The sequence below is a fragment of the uncultured Stenotrophomonas sp. genome (genome assembly GCF_913778665.1).
In the GTDB taxonomy this organism is placed as follows: domain Bacteria; phylum Pseudomonadota; class Gammaproteobacteria; order Xanthomonadales; family Xanthomonadaceae; genus Stenotrophomonas.
The window spans coordinates 141274-159362 of the sequence record NZ_CAJYVQ010000006.1; the positions used below are offsets into that span (position 1 = coordinate 141274).

The 18089-nt window shown below is 67.8% G+C and carries 19 protein-coding genes, 1 pseudogene and 2 riboswitches; of the genes and pseudogenes, 14 read left to right on the plus strand and 6 right to left on the minus strand.

Annotation, left to right across the window (positions count from 1 at the left end):
* Positions 1-57: 57 nt before the first annotated feature.
* The gene (locus tag QZ853_RS07920) at positions 58-669 is read left to right on the plus strand and encodes a DUF6445 family protein (RefSeq protein ID WP_295571837.1); all 612 of its coding nucleotides are present in this window, start codon (positions 58-60) and stop codon (positions 667-669) included.
* Between the two features lie 28 nt (positions 670-697).
* Here the strand turns inward: QZ853_RS07920 and QZ853_RS07925 are convergent, their stop codons facing one another.
* Together QZ853_RS07925 and QZ853_RS07930 are read right to left on the minus strand one after the other, a co-directional pair.
* Positions 698-1861, minus strand: coding sequence for a serine hydrolase domain-containing protein (locus tag QZ853_RS07925; RefSeq protein WP_295571839.1), 1164 nt, complete (start codon positions 1859-1861; stop codon positions 698-700).
* Positions 1862-1928: 67 nt separating this feature from the next.
* Complete coding sequence (locus tag QZ853_RS07930; protein ID WP_345777898.1) at positions 1929-2780, minus strand: pepsin/retropepsin-like aspartic protease family protein; 852 nt, start codon at positions 2778-2780, stop codon at positions 1929-1931.
* A gap of 185 nt (positions 2781-2965) precedes the next feature.
* Between QZ853_RS07930 and QZ853_RS07935 the strand changes: the two genes are divergently transcribed.
* From QZ853_RS07935 to QZ853_RS07965, 7 genes are all read left to right on the plus strand, one after another.
* A complete protein-coding gene (locus QZ853_RS07935; RefSeq protein ID WP_295571842.1) occupies positions 2966-3673 on the plus strand; it encodes a response regulator transcription factor in 708 nt (235 codons plus the stop codon).
* 32 nt (positions 3674-3705) lie between these two features.
* The gene (locus QZ853_RS07940; RefSeq protein WP_295571960.1) at positions 3706-5004 is read left to right on the plus strand and encodes an ATP-binding protein; all 1299 of its coding nucleotides are present in this window, start codon (positions 3706-3708) and stop codon (positions 5002-5004) included.
* A 73-nt stretch (positions 5005-5077) separates the two neighbouring features.
* Positions 5078-5578 (plus strand): MarR family transcriptional regulator, encoded by a 501-nt coding sequence (locus tag QZ853_RS07945; protein WP_295571843.1) that lies wholly within the window; start codon positions 5078-5080, stop codon positions 5576-5578.
* Positions 5575-6315, plus strand: a complete 741-nt coding sequence (locus QZ853_RS07950) for a DNA alkylation repair protein (RefSeq protein WP_295571845.1) — start codon at positions 5575-5577, stop codon at positions 6313-6315. The genes QZ853_RS07945 and QZ853_RS07950 overlap by 4 nt, the downstream gene beginning before the upstream one ends.
* A 55-nt stretch (positions 6316-6370) precedes the next feature.
* A complete protein-coding gene (locus tag QZ853_RS07955; RefSeq protein ID WP_295571847.1) occupies positions 6371-6709 on the plus strand; it encodes a DUF6616 family protein in 339 nt (112 codons plus the stop codon).
* A gap of 111 nt (positions 6710-6820) precedes the next feature.
* Positions 6821-7078, plus strand: a complete 258-nt coding sequence (locus QZ853_RS07960; protein ID WP_295571849.1) for a hypothetical protein — start codon at positions 6821-6823, stop codon at positions 7076-7078.
* Between the two features lie 296 nt (positions 7079-7374).
* Positions 7375-8448 carry a 3-deoxy-7-phosphoheptulonate synthase gene (locus tag QZ853_RS07965; protein ID WP_295571850.1) on the plus strand — a complete coding sequence of 358 codons (1074 nt, stop codon included), beginning with the start codon at positions 7375-7377 and terminating at the stop codon, positions 8446-8448.
* A 211-nt stretch (positions 8449-8659) separates the two neighbouring features.
* On the opposite strand, the gene QZ853_RS07970 is transcribed toward QZ853_RS07965, so the two are convergent.
* On the minus strand, positions 8660-9277 hold the full coding sequence (locus QZ853_RS07970) for a trimeric intracellular cation channel family protein (protein WP_295571852.1): 618 nt from the start codon (positions 9275-9277) through the stop codon (positions 8660-8662).
* 84 nt (positions 9278-9361) lie between these two features.
* A riboswitch (glycine riboswitch) is annotated at positions 9362-9465 on the minus strand.
* A 13-nt stretch (positions 9466-9478) separates the two neighbouring features.
* A riboswitch (glycine riboswitch) is annotated at positions 9479-9568 on the minus strand.
* A gap of 40 nt (positions 9569-9608) precedes the next feature.
* Here QZ853_RS07970 and QZ853_RS07975 point away from each other — a divergent pair.
* Positions 9609-9884 carry a GIY-YIG nuclease family protein gene (locus tag QZ853_RS07975; RefSeq protein ID WP_295571854.1) on the plus strand — a complete coding sequence of 92 codons (276 nt, stop codon included), beginning with the start codon at positions 9609-9611 and terminating at the stop codon, positions 9882-9884.
* 181 nt (positions 9885-10065) lie between these two features.
* A pseudogene (locus tag QZ853_RS07980) lies at positions 10066-10520 on the plus strand (hypothetical protein).
* An 83-nt stretch (positions 10521-10603) separates the two neighbouring features.
* On the opposite strand, the gene QZ853_RS07985 reads toward QZ853_RS07980, so the two are convergent.
* On the minus strand, positions 10604-11884 hold the full coding sequence (locus tag QZ853_RS07985) for an NAD(P)/FAD-dependent oxidoreductase (RefSeq protein WP_295571856.1): 1281 nt from the start codon (positions 11882-11884) through the stop codon (positions 10604-10606).
* 123 nt (positions 11885-12007) lie between these two features.
* Here QZ853_RS07985 and QZ853_RS07990 point away from each other — a divergent pair, with 123 nt between their 5' ends.
* The gene (locus tag QZ853_RS07990; RefSeq protein WP_295571858.1) at positions 12008-12787 is read left to right on the plus strand and encodes an NYN domain-containing protein; all 780 of its coding nucleotides are present in this window, start codon (positions 12008-12010) and stop codon (positions 12785-12787) included.
* A 34-nt stretch (positions 12788-12821) separates the two neighbouring features.
* Here the strand turns inward: QZ853_RS07990 and QZ853_RS07995 are convergent, their stop codons facing one another.
* Positions 12822-13013, minus strand: a complete 192-nt coding sequence (locus tag QZ853_RS07995; RefSeq protein WP_152906551.1) for a hypothetical protein — start codon at positions 13011-13013, stop codon at positions 12822-12824.
* A gap of 79 nt (positions 13014-13092) precedes the next feature.
* On the opposite strand from QZ853_RS07995, the gene QZ853_RS08000 reads away from it, so the two are divergent.
* Entirely contained in the window at positions 13093-13713 is a 621-nt protein-coding gene (locus tag QZ853_RS08000; protein ID WP_295571860.1) for a glutathione S-transferase, read from the plus strand.
* A gap of 96 nt (positions 13714-13809) precedes the next feature.
* Here QZ853_RS08000 and QZ853_RS08005 read toward each other — a convergent pair whose 3' ends face one another.
* Positions 13810-15987: a primosomal protein N' gene (locus QZ853_RS08005; RefSeq protein WP_295571961.1), complete on the minus strand. Its 2178-nt coding sequence runs from the start codon at positions 15985-15987 to the stop codon at positions 13810-13812.
* 414 nt (positions 15988-16401) lie between these two features.
* On the opposite strand from QZ853_RS08005, the gene QZ853_RS08010 reads away from it, so the two are divergent.
* Complete coding sequence (locus tag QZ853_RS08010) at positions 16402-17400, plus strand: hypothetical protein (RefSeq protein ID WP_295571862.1); 999 nt, start codon at positions 16402-16404, stop codon at positions 17398-17400.
* Positions 17393-17983 carry a DUF3106 domain-containing protein gene (locus tag QZ853_RS08015; RefSeq protein ID WP_295571864.1) on the plus strand — a complete coding sequence of 197 codons (591 nt, stop codon included), beginning with the start codon at positions 17393-17395 and terminating at the stop codon, positions 17981-17983. Before QZ853_RS08010 ends, QZ853_RS08015 begins: the two co-directional genes overlap by 8 nt.
* The last annotated feature ends 106 nt before the right edge of the window (positions 17984-18089 follow it).

Consider the following 18089-nt stretch of genomic DNA (forward strand, 5'->3'; position numbering starts at 1 on the left):
GCGGGGTTTTTGTTGTCCGGTTGCCGCGGTGGCGCCGCGTCGCTACGCTCGGCGACCATGCCTACCTCGTTCATCGTCGTCGACGACTTCCTCTCCCCGGCTGATGCGCACGGTCTGCGCCAGGCCGGCCTGGGCCTGACCTACCCGGCGCAGGAGGGGGCGTTCCCCGGCCGGAATTCGCTTGAACGGCTGGAACTGGACGGGCTGTCCGAGGCCGCATCGCGGCTGGTCAACGAACCCCTGCGCCCGGTCAACCCGCTGCAGTCGCATGGCAAGTTCCGCCTGACCCTGGCCAGCGATGTCGGTCGTGCCAAGGTGCATACCGATCATTCGCACTGGTCCGGCATTCTCTACCTGAGCGCGCCGGAGCACTGCCAGGGCGGCACCGAGTTTTTCCGCCACCGCCGCACCAGCACCGAGCGCATGGCCCTGCATCCCGGCGAGCTGGCTGCGTTGGGCTATGCCAACGGCGGCGACATGCACCGCGACATCATCGAGCGCGACAGCGTCGACGACAGCCAGTGGGAGATGACGATGCGCATCCCGATGCGCTTCAACCGGCTGGTGCTGCTGCGCCCGTGGTTCTGGCATACCGCAGGCCCGGCCTTCGGCGATCGCCCGGAAAACGGGCGGCTGGTGTACCTGATGTTCTTCGAACAGGCGCGTTGAGAGGGAGCCATCCACGCATGGCGTGGACCTACTTCACGAACGCCTTCGCCGCGCCGTACTCCCAGTGCCACGGCACGCCGGTGTCGCCCAGCACGAAGGCCACCAGCGCCGGGAAAGTCGCTTCGGCGCGCACATCGTTGCCCAGGATCACCAGGCAGCGCTGCTGCCGCTCCACGCACACCAGCGTGTTACCCACTGCATCATCGTGGCCGCCCTTGTAGAAGCCTGCGCCTTGCGGGCCACGGAACGTCACCACGCCCAGGCCCGCCGCCAGGTCGTTGCGCTGCTGTGCCTTCGGCAGCTCCGGTTGCAGGGTGGGAAACTGGCTGGCGGTGGTGATCGGCAGCTGCGGCCGCACCAGCTCCTTGCGCATCTCCGCTGAAAGTCCGTCGCCGCGCATGTAGCCGGCGGCGAAACGGGCCATGTCGGCGATGGTGGTATCCATTGAACCGGCCGCACGCACGCGGCTGCGCTCATCGTGTGGCTCGGCAGTGCCCTGCAGGGTCCAGCCGTCTGCCAGGTTGGTGGCGAAGTCCTCGCGCCACATCATGCTGGTGCGGGTCATGCCGAAGCGGTCGAACACCCGCTTCTGCATCAACGCGCCCACGTCCTCGCCCAGCCGCCCGCGTTCGATCACGAACTGCAGCAGAATCAATCCTTCGCCGGAATAGGCGTAGCGGCTGCCCGGGTCGAAGTGGAACTTCAGCCGGCCATCCGGTTCGAGGAACCCGAAGTTGGGAATGCCACTGGCGTGGTTGAGCAGCAAACGCGGGGTGAGCTGGCGCCAGCGCGCATCATCGGCCAGCACGCTGTAGTCGGCGTACTTCTTTGGCTCGGACGGATAGTCCGGCAACGGCTTGTCCAGCGCTGTGGCGATGCTGGCATCCAGTTCGATCTTCCGGTCCTGCGCCAGCTGCGCAACCAGATGGCCGAACGCCATCTTGGTCAGCGAAGCGGCATACATCACCGTGTCGGTGCGCAGCGGCTCGCCTGCGGCATTGCGTTCGCCGTAGGCGGCCACGTGCACGACCTTGCCGCCATCGATCACCGCCAGCGCCATGCCACGCGCCTGTGCGGCCCGCATCAGCCGCTGCGCTTCGGCATCGATGCGGGCCGGCGAGGGAACCGGAGGTGGTGCGGCCAGCACGGCCAGCGGGAACAGCGTCAGCAACAACAGGGCAGCACGGCGCATGCGTGGACCTCCTGGCAGGACGTGGCGCGATGCTACGCCAGCCCGTCGCCGACGTCATGGTCCGGCCTCAGCTGTCGGACGGGCGGCGCAGGCAGATCCGGGCCGCGCCGGCACCAATGTCCACCTGGCCGCCGCGCATTGCATCCGCGCCCAGGATCAGCGCCGGTCGGCCCTCCAGGCCGATCGCCTTGAACACCGGCAGTTCGCTGATGCGGACCTCCATCGATGGGTGCTGCCAGCCGCTGCCGGTCATGCCAGGCAGGGTGTACAGCCAGGTGGCCTGCTTTCCGCCGCCCAAGCCTTCGGTGCCCTTTTCACGCACCCTTACCCGCGCGTCGCTGCCGTCGGTGCGCAGCCCCAGTGCGCGAGCTGCTTCAGCGTTGAGGACGGTCTGCGCGGCACCGGTGTCGACCACGGCGATGGCGTCCACCGCAGGCGCGCCCAGTGCAAGTGTGATGAAGCCGAACTGGCGCAGGCCGTCAGTGCGGCGGGGCAGTGCATTGGGCTGGCAACCCGTTCCTTCCAGGTTCAATCCGCCGGGTGTCCACAGCGCCAGTTGATTGCGGCCGAAATCCCAACGGGTGTCCCAGCGTCCGGTCAGATCGTTGCCGATCAAGCCGTCAATGGCCGGATCGTCGTCCTTCGGCAACGACGACAGATCGACCTTCATGGCTTGGGCCTGCAGCTGCCAGCTGCCCAGCTGCCAGGACGTGCTGCGTATGCGCTGCAGCCGCGCGGAAGCTGCACTTGCCCCTTGGGCCTGTGATACCTCTGCATCCGCGTCCTCCAGGCCATAGCGCCGCACGACGCGGTCATCGACCAGAGTGGCGCCTGCCGCGCTGTCGACCACGAAGCGCAGCGGTTCGGCACGCCCGTCCAGCGACACGGCCACGGCCGGATGACCGCCCTGCATCCACATCGGCAGTACATGCTCGGGGGTGTCGGCGGCCAGCGTGGGGAAGACGGCGGCAAGCAGGGGCAGCAGGGTGAGGCGCACGGGAAGTCTCCGGGGTTGAATGGGGAGGCCCATTGGCGCGCATCGGCGTATCGCCGGGATATCTGCGTTGATACCGTCCTGATACACACCTGCACGATACTGTCCGCATGAACACTCCCGCCCGGGTCATCGTTGTCGATGACGATGCCAGCATCCGTGATGCCATTGCCGACTGCCTGCTGCTGCACGGCTACCAGGTGCGCGTGGCTGCCGATGCTGCGGCATTGGATGTGCTGCTGCAGAGCGAGCGCCCGGACGCAATCATCCTGGACTGGATGATGCCCGGCGAGGATGGTCTGTCGGTGTGCCGCCGGCTGCAGGCACGCGCCATTCCTATCCTGATGCTGTCGGCGATGGGCACCGCGCCGGACCGGGTGATCGGTCTGGAGATGGGGGCCGATGACTATCTGGGCAAACCCTTCGATCCGCGCGAGCTGCTGGCGCGGGTGCGCGCACTGCTGCGTCGGCAGGACAAACTGCGCACCCAGGTGGCCAGCGAGCTGCGTTTCTGCGGCTGGCGATTGTTCCCCGAACAGCGCCGACTGCTTGCACCCGATGGCGGCGAGCTGGCGCTCAGCCGTGGCGAATTCGCCTTGTTGCTGGCGCTCGCCGAGCGCGCAGGGCGAGTGCTGGGGCGCGAGCAGCTGCTGTCGTTGACCCGTGGCGAGGACAGCGAGAGCGTCGACCGCGCCGTCGACCTGGCAATCAGCCGCCTGCGCCGCAAGCTCGGCCACGCGGTACCCGGCGCCGAGGCACTGGTGCAGACCCTGCGCGGCGAAGGCTATCGCTTCGACGCCGAGGTGCAGGTGCTGTGAGGGCGCGCTGGTCCACCGCGCGCTGGATCGCGATGCTGGCCCTGGCCAGCCTGCTGCTGGCGACCCTGGTCAGCGTGGCGGTGGTGGGCTGGATGCCGCGACCGCCGGTGCCGCCGATGCGGCTGGACCAGGCCATGCAGGTGCTGCGTGGTGAACGTCCTGCCGCAGCGCTGGGCCTGCACCTGGAAACCCGCGCATCGCCGCCCGGGGGCATCAGCAATGACTGGCTCACCCGACTGGTGGCCGCGCAGCTGGGCCAGCCGCTGGAGCAGGTCAAGCTGGTCTGGAGCAGCCGCGGCAAGGCGCCGGAGGTGCAGGTCATCGAAGGCGGCGCTGTGCTCGATGCCAAAGCGCGTGCGGACGCGTTGCAGGCGCAGGTCTCTGTGTTGACCGCAATGCAGTGGACGCCGTTCGAACTGGCCGTGCGCCGGGCCGATGGTCGATGGCAGGTGGTGGGCAGCGACCACAGCGATCTGGCGGCGTGGCGTCGGCAGGTGGTACTGGCGCTGCTGGCGGGCACCGTGCTGCTGGCACCGCTGGCCGCTTGGGCAGCGATCCGCCTCGGCCGGCCCCTGCGGCAGCTGGCCGAGGCCAGCGCCAATGTGGACCTGCAGGCCAGCACACCGCTGCCGGACGACGGCCCACGCGAGGTGCAGGTACTGGCCCGCGCCATCAGTGCCGGGCGCGAGCGGTTGCACGAACAGGCGCAGGAGATGACCCGCATGCTCGCCGCCGTCGCGCATGATCTGCGCACACCGTTGACCGGCCTGCGCCTGCGTGCGGAGTTCGCGCCCCCGCAACAGGCGGCGCGGATGGTGGCCGACATCGAGCGCATGGACACGATGATCGAGCAGGTGCTCGATTATGCGCGTGGCGAGCTGCAGCCGGTGCAGATGCGCCCACTGGACCTGGCCGCGCTGCTGGAGGAATGCGTGCAGAGCGCGCTGCTGCGCGGCATCGAAATCTCCTTCGATGGGCCGGATGCGCTGCCGTGGCAGGGCGACGCGCTGTTGCTGCGGCGGGCGATCGACAACCTCATCGACAACGCCGATCGCTACGCGGGGGCGGTACAGCTGCAGGCGGCCGTGTCCGGCAAGGTGGTGCAGCTGGACGTGATGGATCGCGGCCCCGGCATCGACGAGGCAGACCGTGCGCGCCTGCTGCAGCCCTTCCAGCGCAGCGAGAGCTCACGCAGCCGCGCCACGGGTGGGACCGGGCTGGGCCTGGCGGTCGCCGCCAACGTGGCGCGGCGGCATGCGGGCGAACTGCAGCTACTGCACCGGGAGGGTGGTGGACTGATCGCGCGCCTGCTGCTGGGAAGCGCTTGCTGAAACGCCTTCCAGGCTTGCCTGGATCAAATGTCCCTATTTATGATTAGGCGCCTAATCATATGACTTTAACAGGATGCTCGAACCCAAGCACCATGCCCTGATGGATGAGGCGCAGCGACGCGGGCAAGCCAACATCGCGCAGCTGCGACTGTGCTTCCAGCTGCTTTCCCTGTCCACCGCCATCGACCGCGACTGCGCCACCCGTCTCGCACCGCACGGGCTCAGTGAAGCTCGCTTCATCGTGCTGTTCCTGCTGCATGGCGCCGGCGGCACGTTGCCCCCGCACGAACTGGCCGAGCGCGCCGGCGTGACCCGCGCCACCATCAGCGGCCTGCTCGATGGGCTGCAACGCGAAGGCCTGCTGCAGCGGCGCAGTGATGCGGAAGATGGCCGTCGCCTCCAGATCATGTTGACTGCGCAGGGAAAGCGCTTGGCTGGGACGTTGTTCGAGCAGCACACGCAATGGATCGGTGGCCTGTTCAATGGGTTGGATACGGATGAACAGCAACAGCTGTCGCAGTTGCTGCACAAGGTCTGGCAGCACACCGATGCTGGACGAGAACCTGCAGCATGAGCCCGGCGATCGCGGCGCAACGGCTGCATGCACTCAACACCGGCCATGCCCCCAGCACCCATCTGGCCGAATGCCTGGCAGTGGATTTCGCCGCGCTGCTGCAGGTGGTGGCGCCTGCGCTTGCACCGGAAGCGCTGCAACGCATGCGGGATGCCTCAGGCAAGGGCATCACACTGCGCATGGCCTTGGCTGCGCAACTGCTGCGTGAGGCGGGGCAGGGTGATCCCGTGCAATGGCAGGACCATGCGTCCGACACCGTGCGCGGCTGGGCTTGCTATCTGATCGGCAGCGATGCCCGCGCGACGTTGGCAGAGAAGCTGCAGCAGATGCGCGCGCTGGCCGATGATCCACACTTCGGTGTGCGCGAATGGGCGTGGCTGGCGCTACGCATGAACATCGTTGCCGCGCCGATGCAGGCGCTTGAGTACCTGCAATCGTGGACACAGGAAGTATCGCCGTACCTGCGACGCTTCGCCTGCGAAGCGCTGCGTCCACGCGGTGTCTGGGCCATGCATATCGCACTCTTCAAGCAGCACCCGGAGCATGCATCCGCGCTGCTGGAAGCACTGGCTGACGACCCGGAACGCTATGTGCAGGATTCGGTCGGCAACTGGCTCAATGATGCCGGCAAGACGCAGCCGCAGTGGCTGCGTGAGCTGTGCACGCGTTGGCAGCACGAGCGCCACAGCGGCGCCAACGCCTACATCCGCCAACGCGCACTGCGCTCGCTGCGGTAGTGCCGGTTGCGGGCCGCCTCCGCCCCAACTTCGTAAGCCTCAAGGAAGAACCACCATGTCGCACCCCTTCATCGAGCTCTATACCGCCACGCCGGCCTGGACCACACTCCCGCCCGAGCAGCGGAGCGCTTTCTTCGCCCGCATCGGAGCCGGCATGCAGCAGTTCGATCCAGCCCGCATCACATCGCTGGCGATGGGCCGCATTGCCGCGGGCGTGCCGCACAGCAGCGATGCGCAGTTCTATGCGGTCTGGCGCTGCGCGAGCCGCGAGGAGATCGATGCGCTGGTGGCTGGCATTGCCGCTACCGGCTGGCATGAGTACTTCACCACCACCCATGCGACAGGCGCGATGGACAGCATGGCCCAGCACTTGGCCGACCTGGCCGCCTTGTAGCAGGATGGCAGATGCCGGTGGATGCCGGTCCTCGGCATGGGGGGCACATGCGCCTGCCACCCGGACAGGGTAAACAGTGCATTGCCCCTGTCATCCGCACGGAAGTCGATCATGCAGAGCACGCTCCAGGTAACGCTGTACGGCCCGCTTGGTGACACCCCGGCACTGCAGCTGCCGGAGGTAGAAGGGCCGTCGGTGGCCATCCCTGAGCCCGTCCTGCGGCGGCTGGTGTCCGATCTCTACACCGCCCGGTCCCTGCTCAACCCGGAACAGCTGGAGGAAGCGCGGCAGGAACTGGGCCGCGTGCTGGAGCGTTGGGCCGACATCCATGAAGGCCTGCTGCTGGACGTGGAAGTGCATGGCAAATGAGCGACTTCGCGTACCAGCTGCCGCAGGGATGGGCCGGGCGGGTCCCACGCTGTACCGCATGCCCAGTTGCGGATGAAACATTTTGCACTGCGCAAAAGCTGTGCTATCAATACATCCCATGAACGCAGCCCCCACCAGCTTTTACTGGTATTACTTTCCGAAGCCACTGGCGGAGGAAGGACTGCGCTCACCCTGAAGAAAGCTTCAGACGCATTCCCGAAAGCCGCCAGCGAACCTGGCGGCTTTTTTCATGTCGCCACGCTGGGGACCCCCAACGTTCCGGAGATATCCCCGCAATGCCCCCGCACACCGACGACCTGCGTATCCGCACCATCGAACCCCTGACACCGCCTGCCCAGCTGCTGGCGATGCTGCCGTGTGACGATGAAGCCTCCGACACCGTCAGCGCCTCGCGCGCGGCCCTGCACCAGATCCTGCATGGCCGTGACGACCGCCTGGCCGTGGTGGTGGGCCCGTGCTCGATCCACGACCCGAACGCCGCCATCGAGTACGCACAGCGCCTGAAGCCGCTGCGCGATGCGCTGGCCGGCGAACTGGAAATCGTCATGCGCGTGTACTTCGAGAAGCCGCGCACCACGGTGGGCTGGAAGGGCCTGATCAACGACCCGGACCTGGATGGCAGCTTCAGGATCGACAAGGGCCTGCGCATCGCACGTGGCCTGCTGCGCGACATCAACAAGCTCGGCCTGCCCGCCGGTGTCGAGTTCCTTGATGTGATCTCGCCGCAGTACATCGCCGATCTGGTGGCATGGGGTGCCATCGGTGCGCGCACCACTGAAAGCCAGGTGCATCGCGAACTGGCTTCGGGGCTGTCGTGCCCGGTCGGCTTCAAGAATGGCACCGACGGCAACGTGAAGATCGCCGCCGACGCGGTGGGTGCCGCTTCGAATCCGCATCATTTCCTGTCGGTGACCAAGCAGGGCGGCACCGCCATCGTTTCGACCACCGGCAACCCGGATTGCCATGTGATCCTGCGTGGCGGCAAGCAGCCGAACTACGACGCGGGCAGTGTGGCCGAGGCCTGCCAGGCACTGGCCAAGGCCAGGTTGCCGACGCGCCTGATGATCGACGCCAGCCACGCCAACAGCCTGAAGAACCCCGAGAACCAGCCGAAGGTGATCGACGACATCGCCGTTCAGTTGGAAGACGGCGAACAGCGCATCGTGGGTGTGATGATCGAGAGCCATCTGGTGGGTGGCCGCCAGGAACTGGTGGAAGGCCAGCCGCTGGTCTACGGCCAGAGCATCACCGATGGCTGCATCGACTGGGACACCACCGTGACGGTGCTGGAGCGACTGGCCGCGGCCGTGCGCGCCCGTCGCGAAGTGAAGGTGTCCGAAGCGGCCTGATGAAAGCCGCCTGACGGCGGCACGAGTGTGGATGGCGGCCAGCGCCTGCGGGGGTGCGGCCGCGATCAGGGCCGGTCGGAGTTGGAGACCGGCCCATCTGCACCGGCGATGCGCCTGGCGCTGCGCATGAGCGACAGCGCCAGGTACATCGCCGGGGTGGTGCAGGGCGCGAAGGGTAGCGCCGGGCCATGCCCGGCGAACACGCTATCGTTCAATGCACTTCGTCGTGATACACGAACTTCGGCATTTCCCAGCGGTAGTGGATCGCCAGCAGGCGCAACGCGAAGCCGCCGCCCAGGCAGCACAGAATGGCAGTGGCGTCAGCCACACCCCAGTGCAGCAGCAGTAGATACGCCGCGCCGGTCAGCAGCGCGATGATCGCGTACAGCTCCTTCTGGAAGATCAGCGGCACCTCGTTGCAGAGGATGTCGCGCAGCACGCCGCCGAACGCGCCGGTCAGCATGCCGGCGATCAGCACGATGGGGAGGGCATGGCCGGCCTCGCGCGCGATCGAGCAGCCGATCAGGGTGAAGGCGATTAGGCCCAGGCCATCGAGCACGAGGAAGGTGCGGCGGAAATGGTGCATCCAGCGTGCCACCCAGGTGGCGATCAGCGCTGCGCACACGGTGAAGCCCAGGTACTCGGGGTGCTTCACCCAGCCCAGCGGGTAGTGGCCGAGCAGGATGTCGCGCAGCGAACCGCCGCCGAGGGCGGTGACGCAGGCGATCATGACCACACCGAACAGGTCCATGCGACGGCGGCCGGCGGCCAGGGCGCCGGTCATGGCTTCGGCGGAAATGGCGATCAGGTAGATGATGGACAGCAGCATGGGGCAGGCTCCGGGCGCGGTGGGGCCGGCCATGCGCCTACACCGCCACTGCCTGCGCAATGACGGGATGACGATGACCGGTGCCGCTCCCGCTGTCCTTTTGCCTGAGAGTTCAGCGGCGTAGGCCGCGTGCCCCTTCGGCGGATCGTCCCGGGCGTGCCCGGTGACCTCTCTCCAGCTCGGCGAGTCGAATGCATGGTTGGTGGGATTCCAGCCCACCGGCCTGAGCGATCATGGGAGCCTGCGCCTTCGGCGGGCGCCAGCGCGGCGCCTCTCTCCTGCATTCGGGCTCCAGTATATCCGCTGCAGTGCAGCACGGCATAATCCAGACATGGCCCCGTCCCTTCGCCCGTGGTTCCTGTACCTGCTCGAGTGCCGCGATGGCAGCTACTACGCGGGTATCAGCACCGACGTGGACGCGCGTTTCGCCGCCCACCAGGCCGGCAAGGGCGCCCGCTACACTCGCGCCCGCCCGCCGCTGCGCATCCTGGCCGTGCGCGAATACCCGGACCGCGCCGCCGCGTCGCGCGCCGAATGGCAGCTCAAGCAGCAGCCGCGCGAACGCAAGCTGGCTTGGCTGCAGGCGCCGGATCCCGCGCTTCTGTAGAGCCGAGCCCACGCTCGGCTCCGGGTTCTGTAGATCCACGCCATGCGTGGATGGGCTGCCGGGCCGTGCGATGATCGCCCCGCGCCAAGCGCTGGAGACCCGGATGTCCACCTTTGCTTTTCAGCAAGACCGTCGGTCGTTGTCGTCGCTGTGGTACCCGAAGCCGAAGGCACAGTGAGCGATGCGTGCCGCCGGCAAAGCATGGATCTCCGTCGTCGTGCTAATCGCCGGCATCGCGCTGCTGCCTGGCCTTCTGTACCTGCTCGGGCTGACGCTGGTCGAAGGCCGGCCGCAGCCGGCAGACCGTGTGCCGAGTGGTTTGGCTGCGTGCACCAGTGAACCACGAACGGGATACCAGCCGGTGGACCCGTGGCGTTTCATCGCCCGGTTCTTCGACAAGGACGTGATGAAGAAGAAGGTGCCTGAAGTGGAGCGGGAGGCCTTCTGGATTGCCCGACGCCACCTGTGGCGGCAACCGCAGCAAGACATGCTGCGCTGGCATCTCAGCAGCACCGCATTGACGATCTGGATCACCCGCATTGGAGTACCGCGCAGATTGCCGACACCGCGAGAAAAGAGGATTTCTGCCGGGCATGGTCGAAACGGCGGGTGCCGGGCGGCCCGATGAGGAGGTAGAGCCACGCATGGCGTGGATCTACTGCAACAAGGGGTCAGAGCCCTTTCCTGCGGAAAGGGATCCGACCCCGTTGCGTGCAGCCCTACCGCTTCGGCCGCCGGTCGTCGCGGTCATCACCGAAGATGATGCGTGCGCTGCGCTGGTAGCTCCAGTACGCCACCGCCCAGTTCAGCAGCACCACGATGCGGTTGCGGAAGCCGATCAGGAAGAACACGTGCGCGGCCAGCCAGAACCACCACGCCAGCACACCGGACAGCTGCAGGCGGCCCAGGTGCACGATCGCGGCCATGCGGCCGATCGTGGCGAGGTTGCCGTAGTCGGCGTACTTGAACGGACCGGGTTCGGGCGTGCCGTGCAGGCGAGCGCGGATCACCTCGGCCACGTACTTGCCCATCTGCTTGGCCGCGGGCGCCACACCGGGCACCGGCTTGCCATTGGCCTGGCTCAGTGCGGCCAGGTCGCCGGCCACGAACAGCTCCGGGTGACCGGGCAGGGTCAGGTCCGGTTGCACCTGCACGCGTCCGGCGCGGTCCAGCGGCACCTCCAGCGTGCGCGCCAGCGGTGAAGCAGCCACGCCGGCGGCCCACACCACGGTGCGCGCCGGCACGAACTGATCGCCGAGCGTGAAGCCCTGGCTGTCGATGTCGCTCACCGGGGTGCCGGTCAGCACTTCCACGCCAAGCTTTTCCAGCTGTCGGCGCGCCTTCAGCGAAAGCACTTCCGGGAACGAGGACAGTACGCGCGGCCCGGCCTCCACCAGCCGCACCTTGGCACTGGCCGGGTCGATGTGGCGGAATTCATTGCGCAGCGTATGACGCGCGATCTCGGCCAGGGTGCCGGCCAGTTCGACGCCGGTAGGGCCGCCGCCGACGATGGCGAAACTCAGCCACGCCGCTTTCTTTGCCGGGTCCGGTTCGGCCTCGGCGCGTTCGAAGGCCAGCAGCAGCTTGCGGCGCAGCGCGATGGCATCGTCCAGTGTCTTCAGGCCGGGCGCGTCATCGGCCCACTGGTCGTTGCCGAAGTAGGCGTGGGTGGCGCCGGTGGCCAGCAGCAGGCTGTCGTAGTCCAGCGTGCTGCCGTCGGCCATGCGTATCTGCCGGGCCTGCTTGTCGATGGCCACCACTTCGCCCAGACGGACTTCCACATTGCGCTGGTGGCCGAGGATGTGGCGCAGCGGTGCGGCGATATCCGGCGCGGACAGGCCGGCGGTGGCCACCTGGTACAGCAGCGGCTGGAACAGATGATGGTTGCGGCGGTCGACCAGGGTGATGCGTATGCGTTCCCGGGCCAAGGCACGGGTGGCCCAGAGACCGGCAAAACCGCCGCCGACAACGACCAGATGCGGAACGCGCTCACGACTCATCGACTCACTCCAGTGGGGGCATTGGGGGAAGCGCCTGGCATCTTCGCACGGTGACCGCCTGTCACGTCAGCGCCCGCGTGAATCGGCGATACTCGGGTTCAGGCAACCGCCCTTGAGGAGCCCATGAGCGAACCGGAAAAGCGCATCGCCCTGTTGATCGACGCCGACAACGCGCCGGCCTCGAAGATCGACGAGGTGCTGGCCGAAGTGGCCCGCTACGGCGTGGCCAACGTGCGCCGCGCCTATGGCAACTGGAAGAGCCCGCGATTGAAGGGCTGGGAAGCCGTGCTGCACGAATACGCGATCCGGCCGATCCAGCAGTTCGCCTACAGCAAGGGCAAGAACGCCTCGGACATGGCGATGGTGATCGATGCCATGGACCTGCTCTACGCGCGCAACCTCGACGGTTTCGCCATCGTCTCCAGTGATGCCGACTTCACCCCGATGGTGATGCGCCTGCTGACCGATGGCGTGAAGGTGTATGGCTTCGGCGAGAAGAAGACGCCGGAACCATTCGTCAACGCGTGCTCGAAATTCACCTACCTGGAAGCGCTGGGCCAGACCCACGCCAGCGTGCCGGATGTCGAGCAGGCATCGAGCGAACAGGCCTCCAACGAGCCGGTGGCCAACGACGATGCGCGGCCGCGCAAGAGTGGTGCGGAAATGCGCAGCGACACGCGGCTGGTGAAGATGCTGCGTCGCGCGGTGTCCGCGGCCGAGGGGGAGGATGGCTGGTCGCACCTGGGACCGGTCGGCAGCCAGATCGGCAACCAGGCCTCGTTCGACCCGCGCAACTACGGCTACGGCAAGCTCAGCGATCTGCTGGCGGCGATCGGCCTGTTCGAACTGAAGAAGGACGGCAAATCCTCCTACGTGCGCGCGCTGCCGAAGAAAAACCGGTAGTGCCGGCCGCTGGCCGGCACATCACCCAAACGGGTCAGATCACCCGTGCTTCCGAATTCGCATAGCCGTCGGCGAACCCGGCGGCGAAATCCTCAACGCCGTTGAAGGCCAGCAGCAACAGGCCCGCACACAGCAGCAGATTGCGATTGGAGCGGCGGTAGCCCAGCACCAGCATCCCCAGCCCTGCTGCCAGCAGAACGTAGTTCAAAGCATCCCATGCAGTCACGTCGTCTCTCCCTGTGGATGGGCGTATCGTAGCGTTTCCGCGCCATCGTGGCGCACCGCTGCAGGCAAGGAAATCCGCAATGTTGAAGATCTGGGGCCGCCGCAATTCCAGCAACGTCCGCAAGGTGCTGTGGTGTGCCGAGGAGATCGGCCTGCCATACGAATCCATCGAAGTCGGTGGCAGCCACGGCGGCACGCAGACGCCGGAATACCAGGCGATGAATCCCAACAGCCTGGTGCCGGTGATCGAAGACCATGGCCTGCCGCTGTGGGAATCGAATGCCATCGTGCGCTACCTGAGCGCGCGATACGCACTGGGTACGCTGTACGCCGAAGACCCGATGCAGCGCGCCCAGGCCGAGAAGTGGATGGACTGGAGTACCTCGCGGATGGCGCCGCTGTACAGCGACCTGGTCTGGGGCATCATGCGCACCGCCCCGGCCGACCGCGACGAATCGCGGATCAATGCCGCGATCGTCCGCGCCGGTGACTACCTGGCCATGGCCGACGCCACCCTGGCCAAGCAGCCGTGGTTGTCCGGCGACAGATTCGCAATGGGCGACATCCCGCTGGGCTCGCTGATCTACGCGTGGTTCGAATTGCCGATCCAGCGCCCGGAGCTGCCGCACCTGGCCGATTGGTACGCCCGCCTGCGCGAGCGCCCCGCCTACCAGCGCGGCGTGATGTCGCCGCTGACGTAAGCGAAAGCATTCGGGATCAGAGCCATTTTCTGCGAAAAGGAACCCGACCCCAGGGCATCGGGGTCGGATCCCGCCCGACGGGTGGGCTCTGACCCCTCAATACAGATCCGTCGGATCCACGTCCAGCGACCAGCGCACCTTGCGTGCTTCCGGCAGTGCATACAACTGCGGTACCAGCTGCGCCAGCACGCCATGCAGCGGCGGCCGCTGCTGCGCCGACAGCAACAGCTGCGTGCGCTGGTAACCCGCGCGCCGCGGCATCGGCGCCGGCATCGGCCCATACGCCTCCACTACGTTCTGCTCGCCCAGCAGCTGCCGCGCAGCCAGCAGGAACGCGTTGGCATGCTCCACCTGCTGCGCTTCGGCGCGCATCAGCGCCAGGTGTGCGAAGGGTGGGAATCCGGCAGCCTGGCGCTGGTTCAATTCGGCCTGCGCGAACGGGTGGTAGCCACCGCTGACCAGGGTTTCCAGCAGCGGATGCCCAGGATGGTGGGTCTGCAACCAGACCTCGCCGGGATCACGTGCACGGCCTGCACGGCCGGCCACCTGGATCAGCTGCTGCGCCAGTTTCTCGCTGGCGCGGAAGTCGGCCGAGAACAGGCCCTCGTCGATGCCGACCACCACCACCAGGGTCAGCTTGGGCAGGTCGTGGCCCTTGGCCAGGATCTGCGTGCCGACCAGGATGCCGGGCTGGTCGCCCAGCGTCGCCAGTTGGTGCTCCAGCGCATCGCGGCGTGAGGTGGTACCGCGATCGATGCGCACTACCGGGAAGTCGGCGAAGGCGGCGGTGAGATGTTCTTCCAGGCGTTCGGTACCGATGCCCTGCGGTTGCAGCGCCAGGCTGCCGCAGGCCGGGCACGCCAGCGGTGCCGGCTGCCGCGCACCGCAGTGATGGCACTGCAGGCGACGGCCGCCGCCATGCACGGTCATCGGTGCATCGCAGCGGTTGCACGGCGCGGTCCAGCCGCAGTCGTGGCACAACAGCACCGGCGCGTAGCCACGGCGGTTCTTGAATACCAGCACCTGCTGGCCGCGCTGCAGGTGCTCGCCGATGCCGGCCAGCACATCAGCCGACAGGCCGTCATGCAGCGGCCGCTTGCGCACGTCGAGGATGCGCACGCGCGGTGGCCGCGCATCGCCAGCGCGCTGCTTCAGGCGCAGGTGCGTGTAGCGCCCGGCATGGGCGTTGTGCAGTGTTTCCAGCGAGGGCGTGGCGCTGCCCAGCAGCACCGGAACGCCCAGCGCCTTGGCGCGGACCAGGGCGAAATCGCGGGCGTGATAGCGGATGCCGTCCTGCTGCTTGTAGCTGCCGTCGTGTTCCTCGTCGACGATCAGCAGGCCGGCCTGCGGCAGCGGCGTGAACACGGCCGAACGCGTGCCGACGATCACCCGCGCTTCGCCGCGCGAGGCGGCAGCCCAGACGCGCGCGCGCTCGTTGTCGTTCAAGCCCGAATGCAGCGCATGCACGGCGATGCCGAGCCGGCCACGGAAGCGCGCCAGGGTCTGCGGGGTGAGGCCGATTTCCGGCACCAGCACCAGCGCCTGCCTGCCCTGTGCGAGGCAATGGATGATCGCCTGCAGGTAGACCTCGGTCTTGCCGCTGCCGGTCACGCCATCCAGCAGGAACGACTGGAAGCCTTCGGCGGCGTTGATCGCGGCCACGGCCTCGGCCTGGTCCGGATTGAGCGTGGGGCCGGGCAGCGGCTGCGCGTGCTGTGGTGCCACGCTCAGCGCCACGCGCTCGGCCAGTTCCCGCTTGGCCAGGCTGCGCGCGGCGGTGCGCCAGTCGTCCATGCGTTCGCCCAGCACGTCCTCATCGACGATGGCGTCGGCCAGTAGCTCGGCCAGCTGCCGGGGGCGGCTGCCCGCACGCAGTTTTTCACGCTGGGCGCGGCCTGCAGCGGTCAGCTGCCAGCCCCAGTGGTGGGTATCGGGCAGCGCCTCGCCGTGGCGCAACCGACCGGGCAGGGCGGTGTTCACCACCTCGCCCAGTGGCGCATGGACATAGCGCGCCAGCCATTGCAGGCTCTGCCAGAGCTCGCCCTGCAGCAGCGGCTGCCGATCGCACCAGGCCAGTGCCTGGCGCAGGCCCTGGCCATCGTCGGTCTGGCCGTGGCCGGCCACCACGCCGACCAGTTCACGGTTGCCAAACGGCACCTTCAGGCGACAGCCGACCGCGACCGTGGGGCCATCGCCCTCCGGCGACAGGTAGTCGAACAGTCGCGGCAGCGGGACGGGCAGGGCGACCTGCAGGGTCGGAATGGGGGCAAGCATCGGGCCAGTGTAACGGGCCATGCGCGCGCGAATGGCAGGGGGCGAGGCCGGTCCGCGGGCCCCGCTTGAATCATAAATGTCACCTAAATATCGGAGTCCATTGGAGATTCAGTCTTATCCACATGTTCTGTGGATAACGTTGTGCGTTACCGGTCTGCGGGTGCGCAGGAAGCCGATGGCGACGGCCTCACGCTCGGGTTGGTCAAAAAATCGCCATACTTAAAAAGACAACAAAATCAATTATTTAAGTGTGAAGCAATGCTGAAACAGAGTGAATTCAGCCGCATGCCGCAGTTTTGACCGGGGCGCGCGTGGTGCTGTGCACAACCTGCAGCACGAAGTGCTTGCGGGCGCAAGTCCTGCCGGCCATCGATGGCCTGCCGCTATCATGCCGGCAGACCTTTGGAGTGACCGATGACGGCTGTGCCCGCCCCTGTTTCCTCGACCGCGGCCGGCGCGCTGTCGGCGTTCCTGCGTGGCGTCGAACGCCGCGCCCTGGTAGTGGCGGAGCTGCAGTGCGGCGACGCCGCTCGTGCCGAGCAGACCCTGGTGGCCGTGATGCGCGCATTCGCCGCGGTCGCCAGCGACCTGCCGATGGCGCAATGGCCGACCCGTTTCTGGACCCTGCTGGGCCAGCGCCAGGCGCTGCGCGAGCCGGTCGGCGGCCAGTGGCTGCCGCCGCTGGCTGCGCTGGGCTCGATGGCACCGCTGCCACGCTTGGCTCTGCTGCTGCGGGTAGGCGGCAGCCTGGACGAGGGCATCGCCATGCGCGTGCTCGATCGCGACGAGAGCGGCTATCAGCACCTGCTGGCCGACGCCTGCCCGCGTGACGCCGACGGCCAGCCCGACGCATCGGCCTGGCGGCAGATTGCCGAACAGGTGCAGGCGCGCATCCGCGATCTGCCGGTCAAGCGCCTGCAGCAGCTGCAGCAGCCGGCCGCTCCGTCGGCCAACCATGGGGCACCCGCATCCAGCTGGCGTGCGCCGCAGCAGGATGAACGCGCGGCCGGCCGGCGCCGCCGTGCCAATACCAAGCCGCGCTGGCGCGGTCCGCTGATCCTGCTGGTGACCGTGGCGGTGCTGCTGGCGGCCGCGCTCGGCTGGCGCCATTGGCAGGGCCGCTCGTTCGGCAGCGACGCACCGCTGCCGGAAGGCGTGGTCGCCGAGGCCGGTCCGGTGACGGTTGAAGCGTTGCCGCCTGGCAAGGTCAACGCCGCGCCGGACGCCGGCTCGGCGCAGTCGGCGGACGACAGCACCATGCTGGCCGATCGCGACTACCCGCTGGTAGCTGACGCCGATCTGTATGCGTGGACCGCCGCCGGCGGACCGCTGCCGGTGGACGAATCGCAATCCAAGCCGAGCCGGCCGGAGCCGGCCAGTGCCACGCTGGAAACCACCGCCGCCGATGAATAAGACCGTATTCGCCAGCCTGCTGCTGGTCCTGCCGTTGTCGCTCTCGGCCGCGCCGCAGACCTTGAACGTGCCACTGCCACCGCGCTCGTCGGCGACTCCGGCGGACACTGGCGCACCGGTGCCCTCAGCAACGACTGCAGCGCCTTCGGCATTTGCCCAGCTCAATGCGCAGCAGCAGCGCCAGCGGCGGGCCGATTATGCGGTCTGGCGTGCACTGCCGGAAGGCGAACGCGAGCGCATCCGGCAGGCGGCCGCGCGCTTCCACGCGCTGCCGCCCGCCCAGCAGCAGCGCCTGCGCGAGCAGTTCCAGGCGCAGGACCAGGCGTTCCGCGAGGGCTGGCGTCTTGGGCCGCAACTGGGCCTGGAGTTCCCCAAGCTGCACGGCCTGTTCGGCTTCGTACCGGCCGAACAGCGAGAGGCGGCACTGGCCGTGCTGCGCCAGCTCAGCCCGTCGCAGCTGGCCCAGCTTACCTTGGTGGCACAACGCACGCCGCCGCAGGAACGCGACACGGTGCGCAGCGCGTTCCTCGCAGTACCCGCCGCCGAGCGCGACGCCTGGCTCAAGCGCCAGGCCGGCCAGTAGACCCGACGGCGCAACGGCGGCGCGTTACGTCGACGGGGTGGCGTCCACAGTTGGTCGATTTCCGCGCGCATCGCGGGGCATTCGCGGCGTGAGGCAAGCGCAGTCG

Coding starts and splice junctions, on each gene's coding strand:
- QZ853_RS07940 (WP_295571960.1), top strand. CDS start 3,706: ATGCTGGCCCTGGCCAGCCTGCTGCTGGCGACCCTGGTCAGCGTGGCG.
- QZ853_RS07970 (WP_295571852.1), bottom strand. CDS start 9,277: ATGCTGCTGTCCATCATCTACCTGATCGCCATTTCCGCCGAAGCCATG.
- QZ853_RS07930 (WP_345777898.1), bottom strand. CDS start 2,780: ATGTGGATGCAGGGCGGTCATCCGGCCGTGGCCGTGTCGCTGGACGGG.
- QZ853_RS07945 (WP_295571843.1), top strand. CDS start 5,078: ATGCTCGAACCCAAGCACCATGCCCTGATGGATGAGGCGCAGCGACGC.
- QZ853_RS07955 (WP_295571847.1), top strand. CDS start 6,371: ATGTCGCACCCCTTCATCGAGCTCTATACCGCCACGCCGGCCTGGACC.
- QZ853_RS08015 (WP_295571864.1), top strand. CDS start 17,393: ATGAATAAGACCGTATTCGCCAGCCTGCTGCTGGTCCTGCCGTTGTCG.
- QZ853_RS07965 (WP_295571850.1), top strand. CDS start 7,375: ATGCCCCCGCACACCGACGACCTGCGTATCCGCACCATCGAACCCCTG.
- QZ853_RS08005 (WP_295571961.1), bottom strand. CDS start 15,987: ATGCTTGCCCCCATTCCGACCCTGCAGGTCGCCCTGCCCGTCCCGCTG.
- QZ853_RS07935 (WP_295571842.1), top strand. CDS start 2,966: ATGAACACTCCCGCCCGGGTCATCGTTGTCGATGACGATGCCAGCATC.
- QZ853_RS07985 (WP_295571856.1), bottom strand. CDS start 11,884: ATGAGTCGTGAGCGCGTTCCGCATCTGGTCGTTGTCGGCGGCGGTTTT.
- QZ853_RS07950 (WP_295571845.1), top strand. CDS start 5,575: ATGAGCCCGGCGATCGCGGCGCAACGGCTGCATGCACTCAACACCGGC.
- QZ853_RS08000 (WP_295571860.1), top strand. CDS start 13,093: ATGTTGAAGATCTGGGGCCGCCGCAATTCCAGCAACGTCCGCAAGGTG.
- QZ853_RS07920 (WP_295571837.1), top strand. CDS start 58: ATGCCTACCTCGTTCATCGTCGTCGACGACTTCCTCTCCCCGGCTGAT.
- QZ853_RS07990 (WP_295571858.1), top strand. CDS start 12,008: ATGAGCGAACCGGAAAAGCGCATCGCCCTGTTGATCGACGCCGACAAC.
- QZ853_RS07975 (WP_295571854.1), top strand. CDS start 9,609: ATGGCCCCGTCCCTTCGCCCGTGGTTCCTGTACCTGCTCGAGTGCCGC.
- QZ853_RS07960 (WP_295571849.1), top strand. CDS start 6,821: ATGCAGAGCACGCTCCAGGTAACGCTGTACGGCCCGCTTGGTGACACC.
- QZ853_RS08010 (WP_295571862.1), top strand. CDS start 16,402: ATGACGGCTGTGCCCGCCCCTGTTTCCTCGACCGCGGCCGGCGCGCTG.
- QZ853_RS07925 (WP_295571839.1), bottom strand. CDS start 1,861: ATGCGCCGTGCTGCCCTGTTGTTGCTGACGCTGTTCCCGCTGGCCGTG.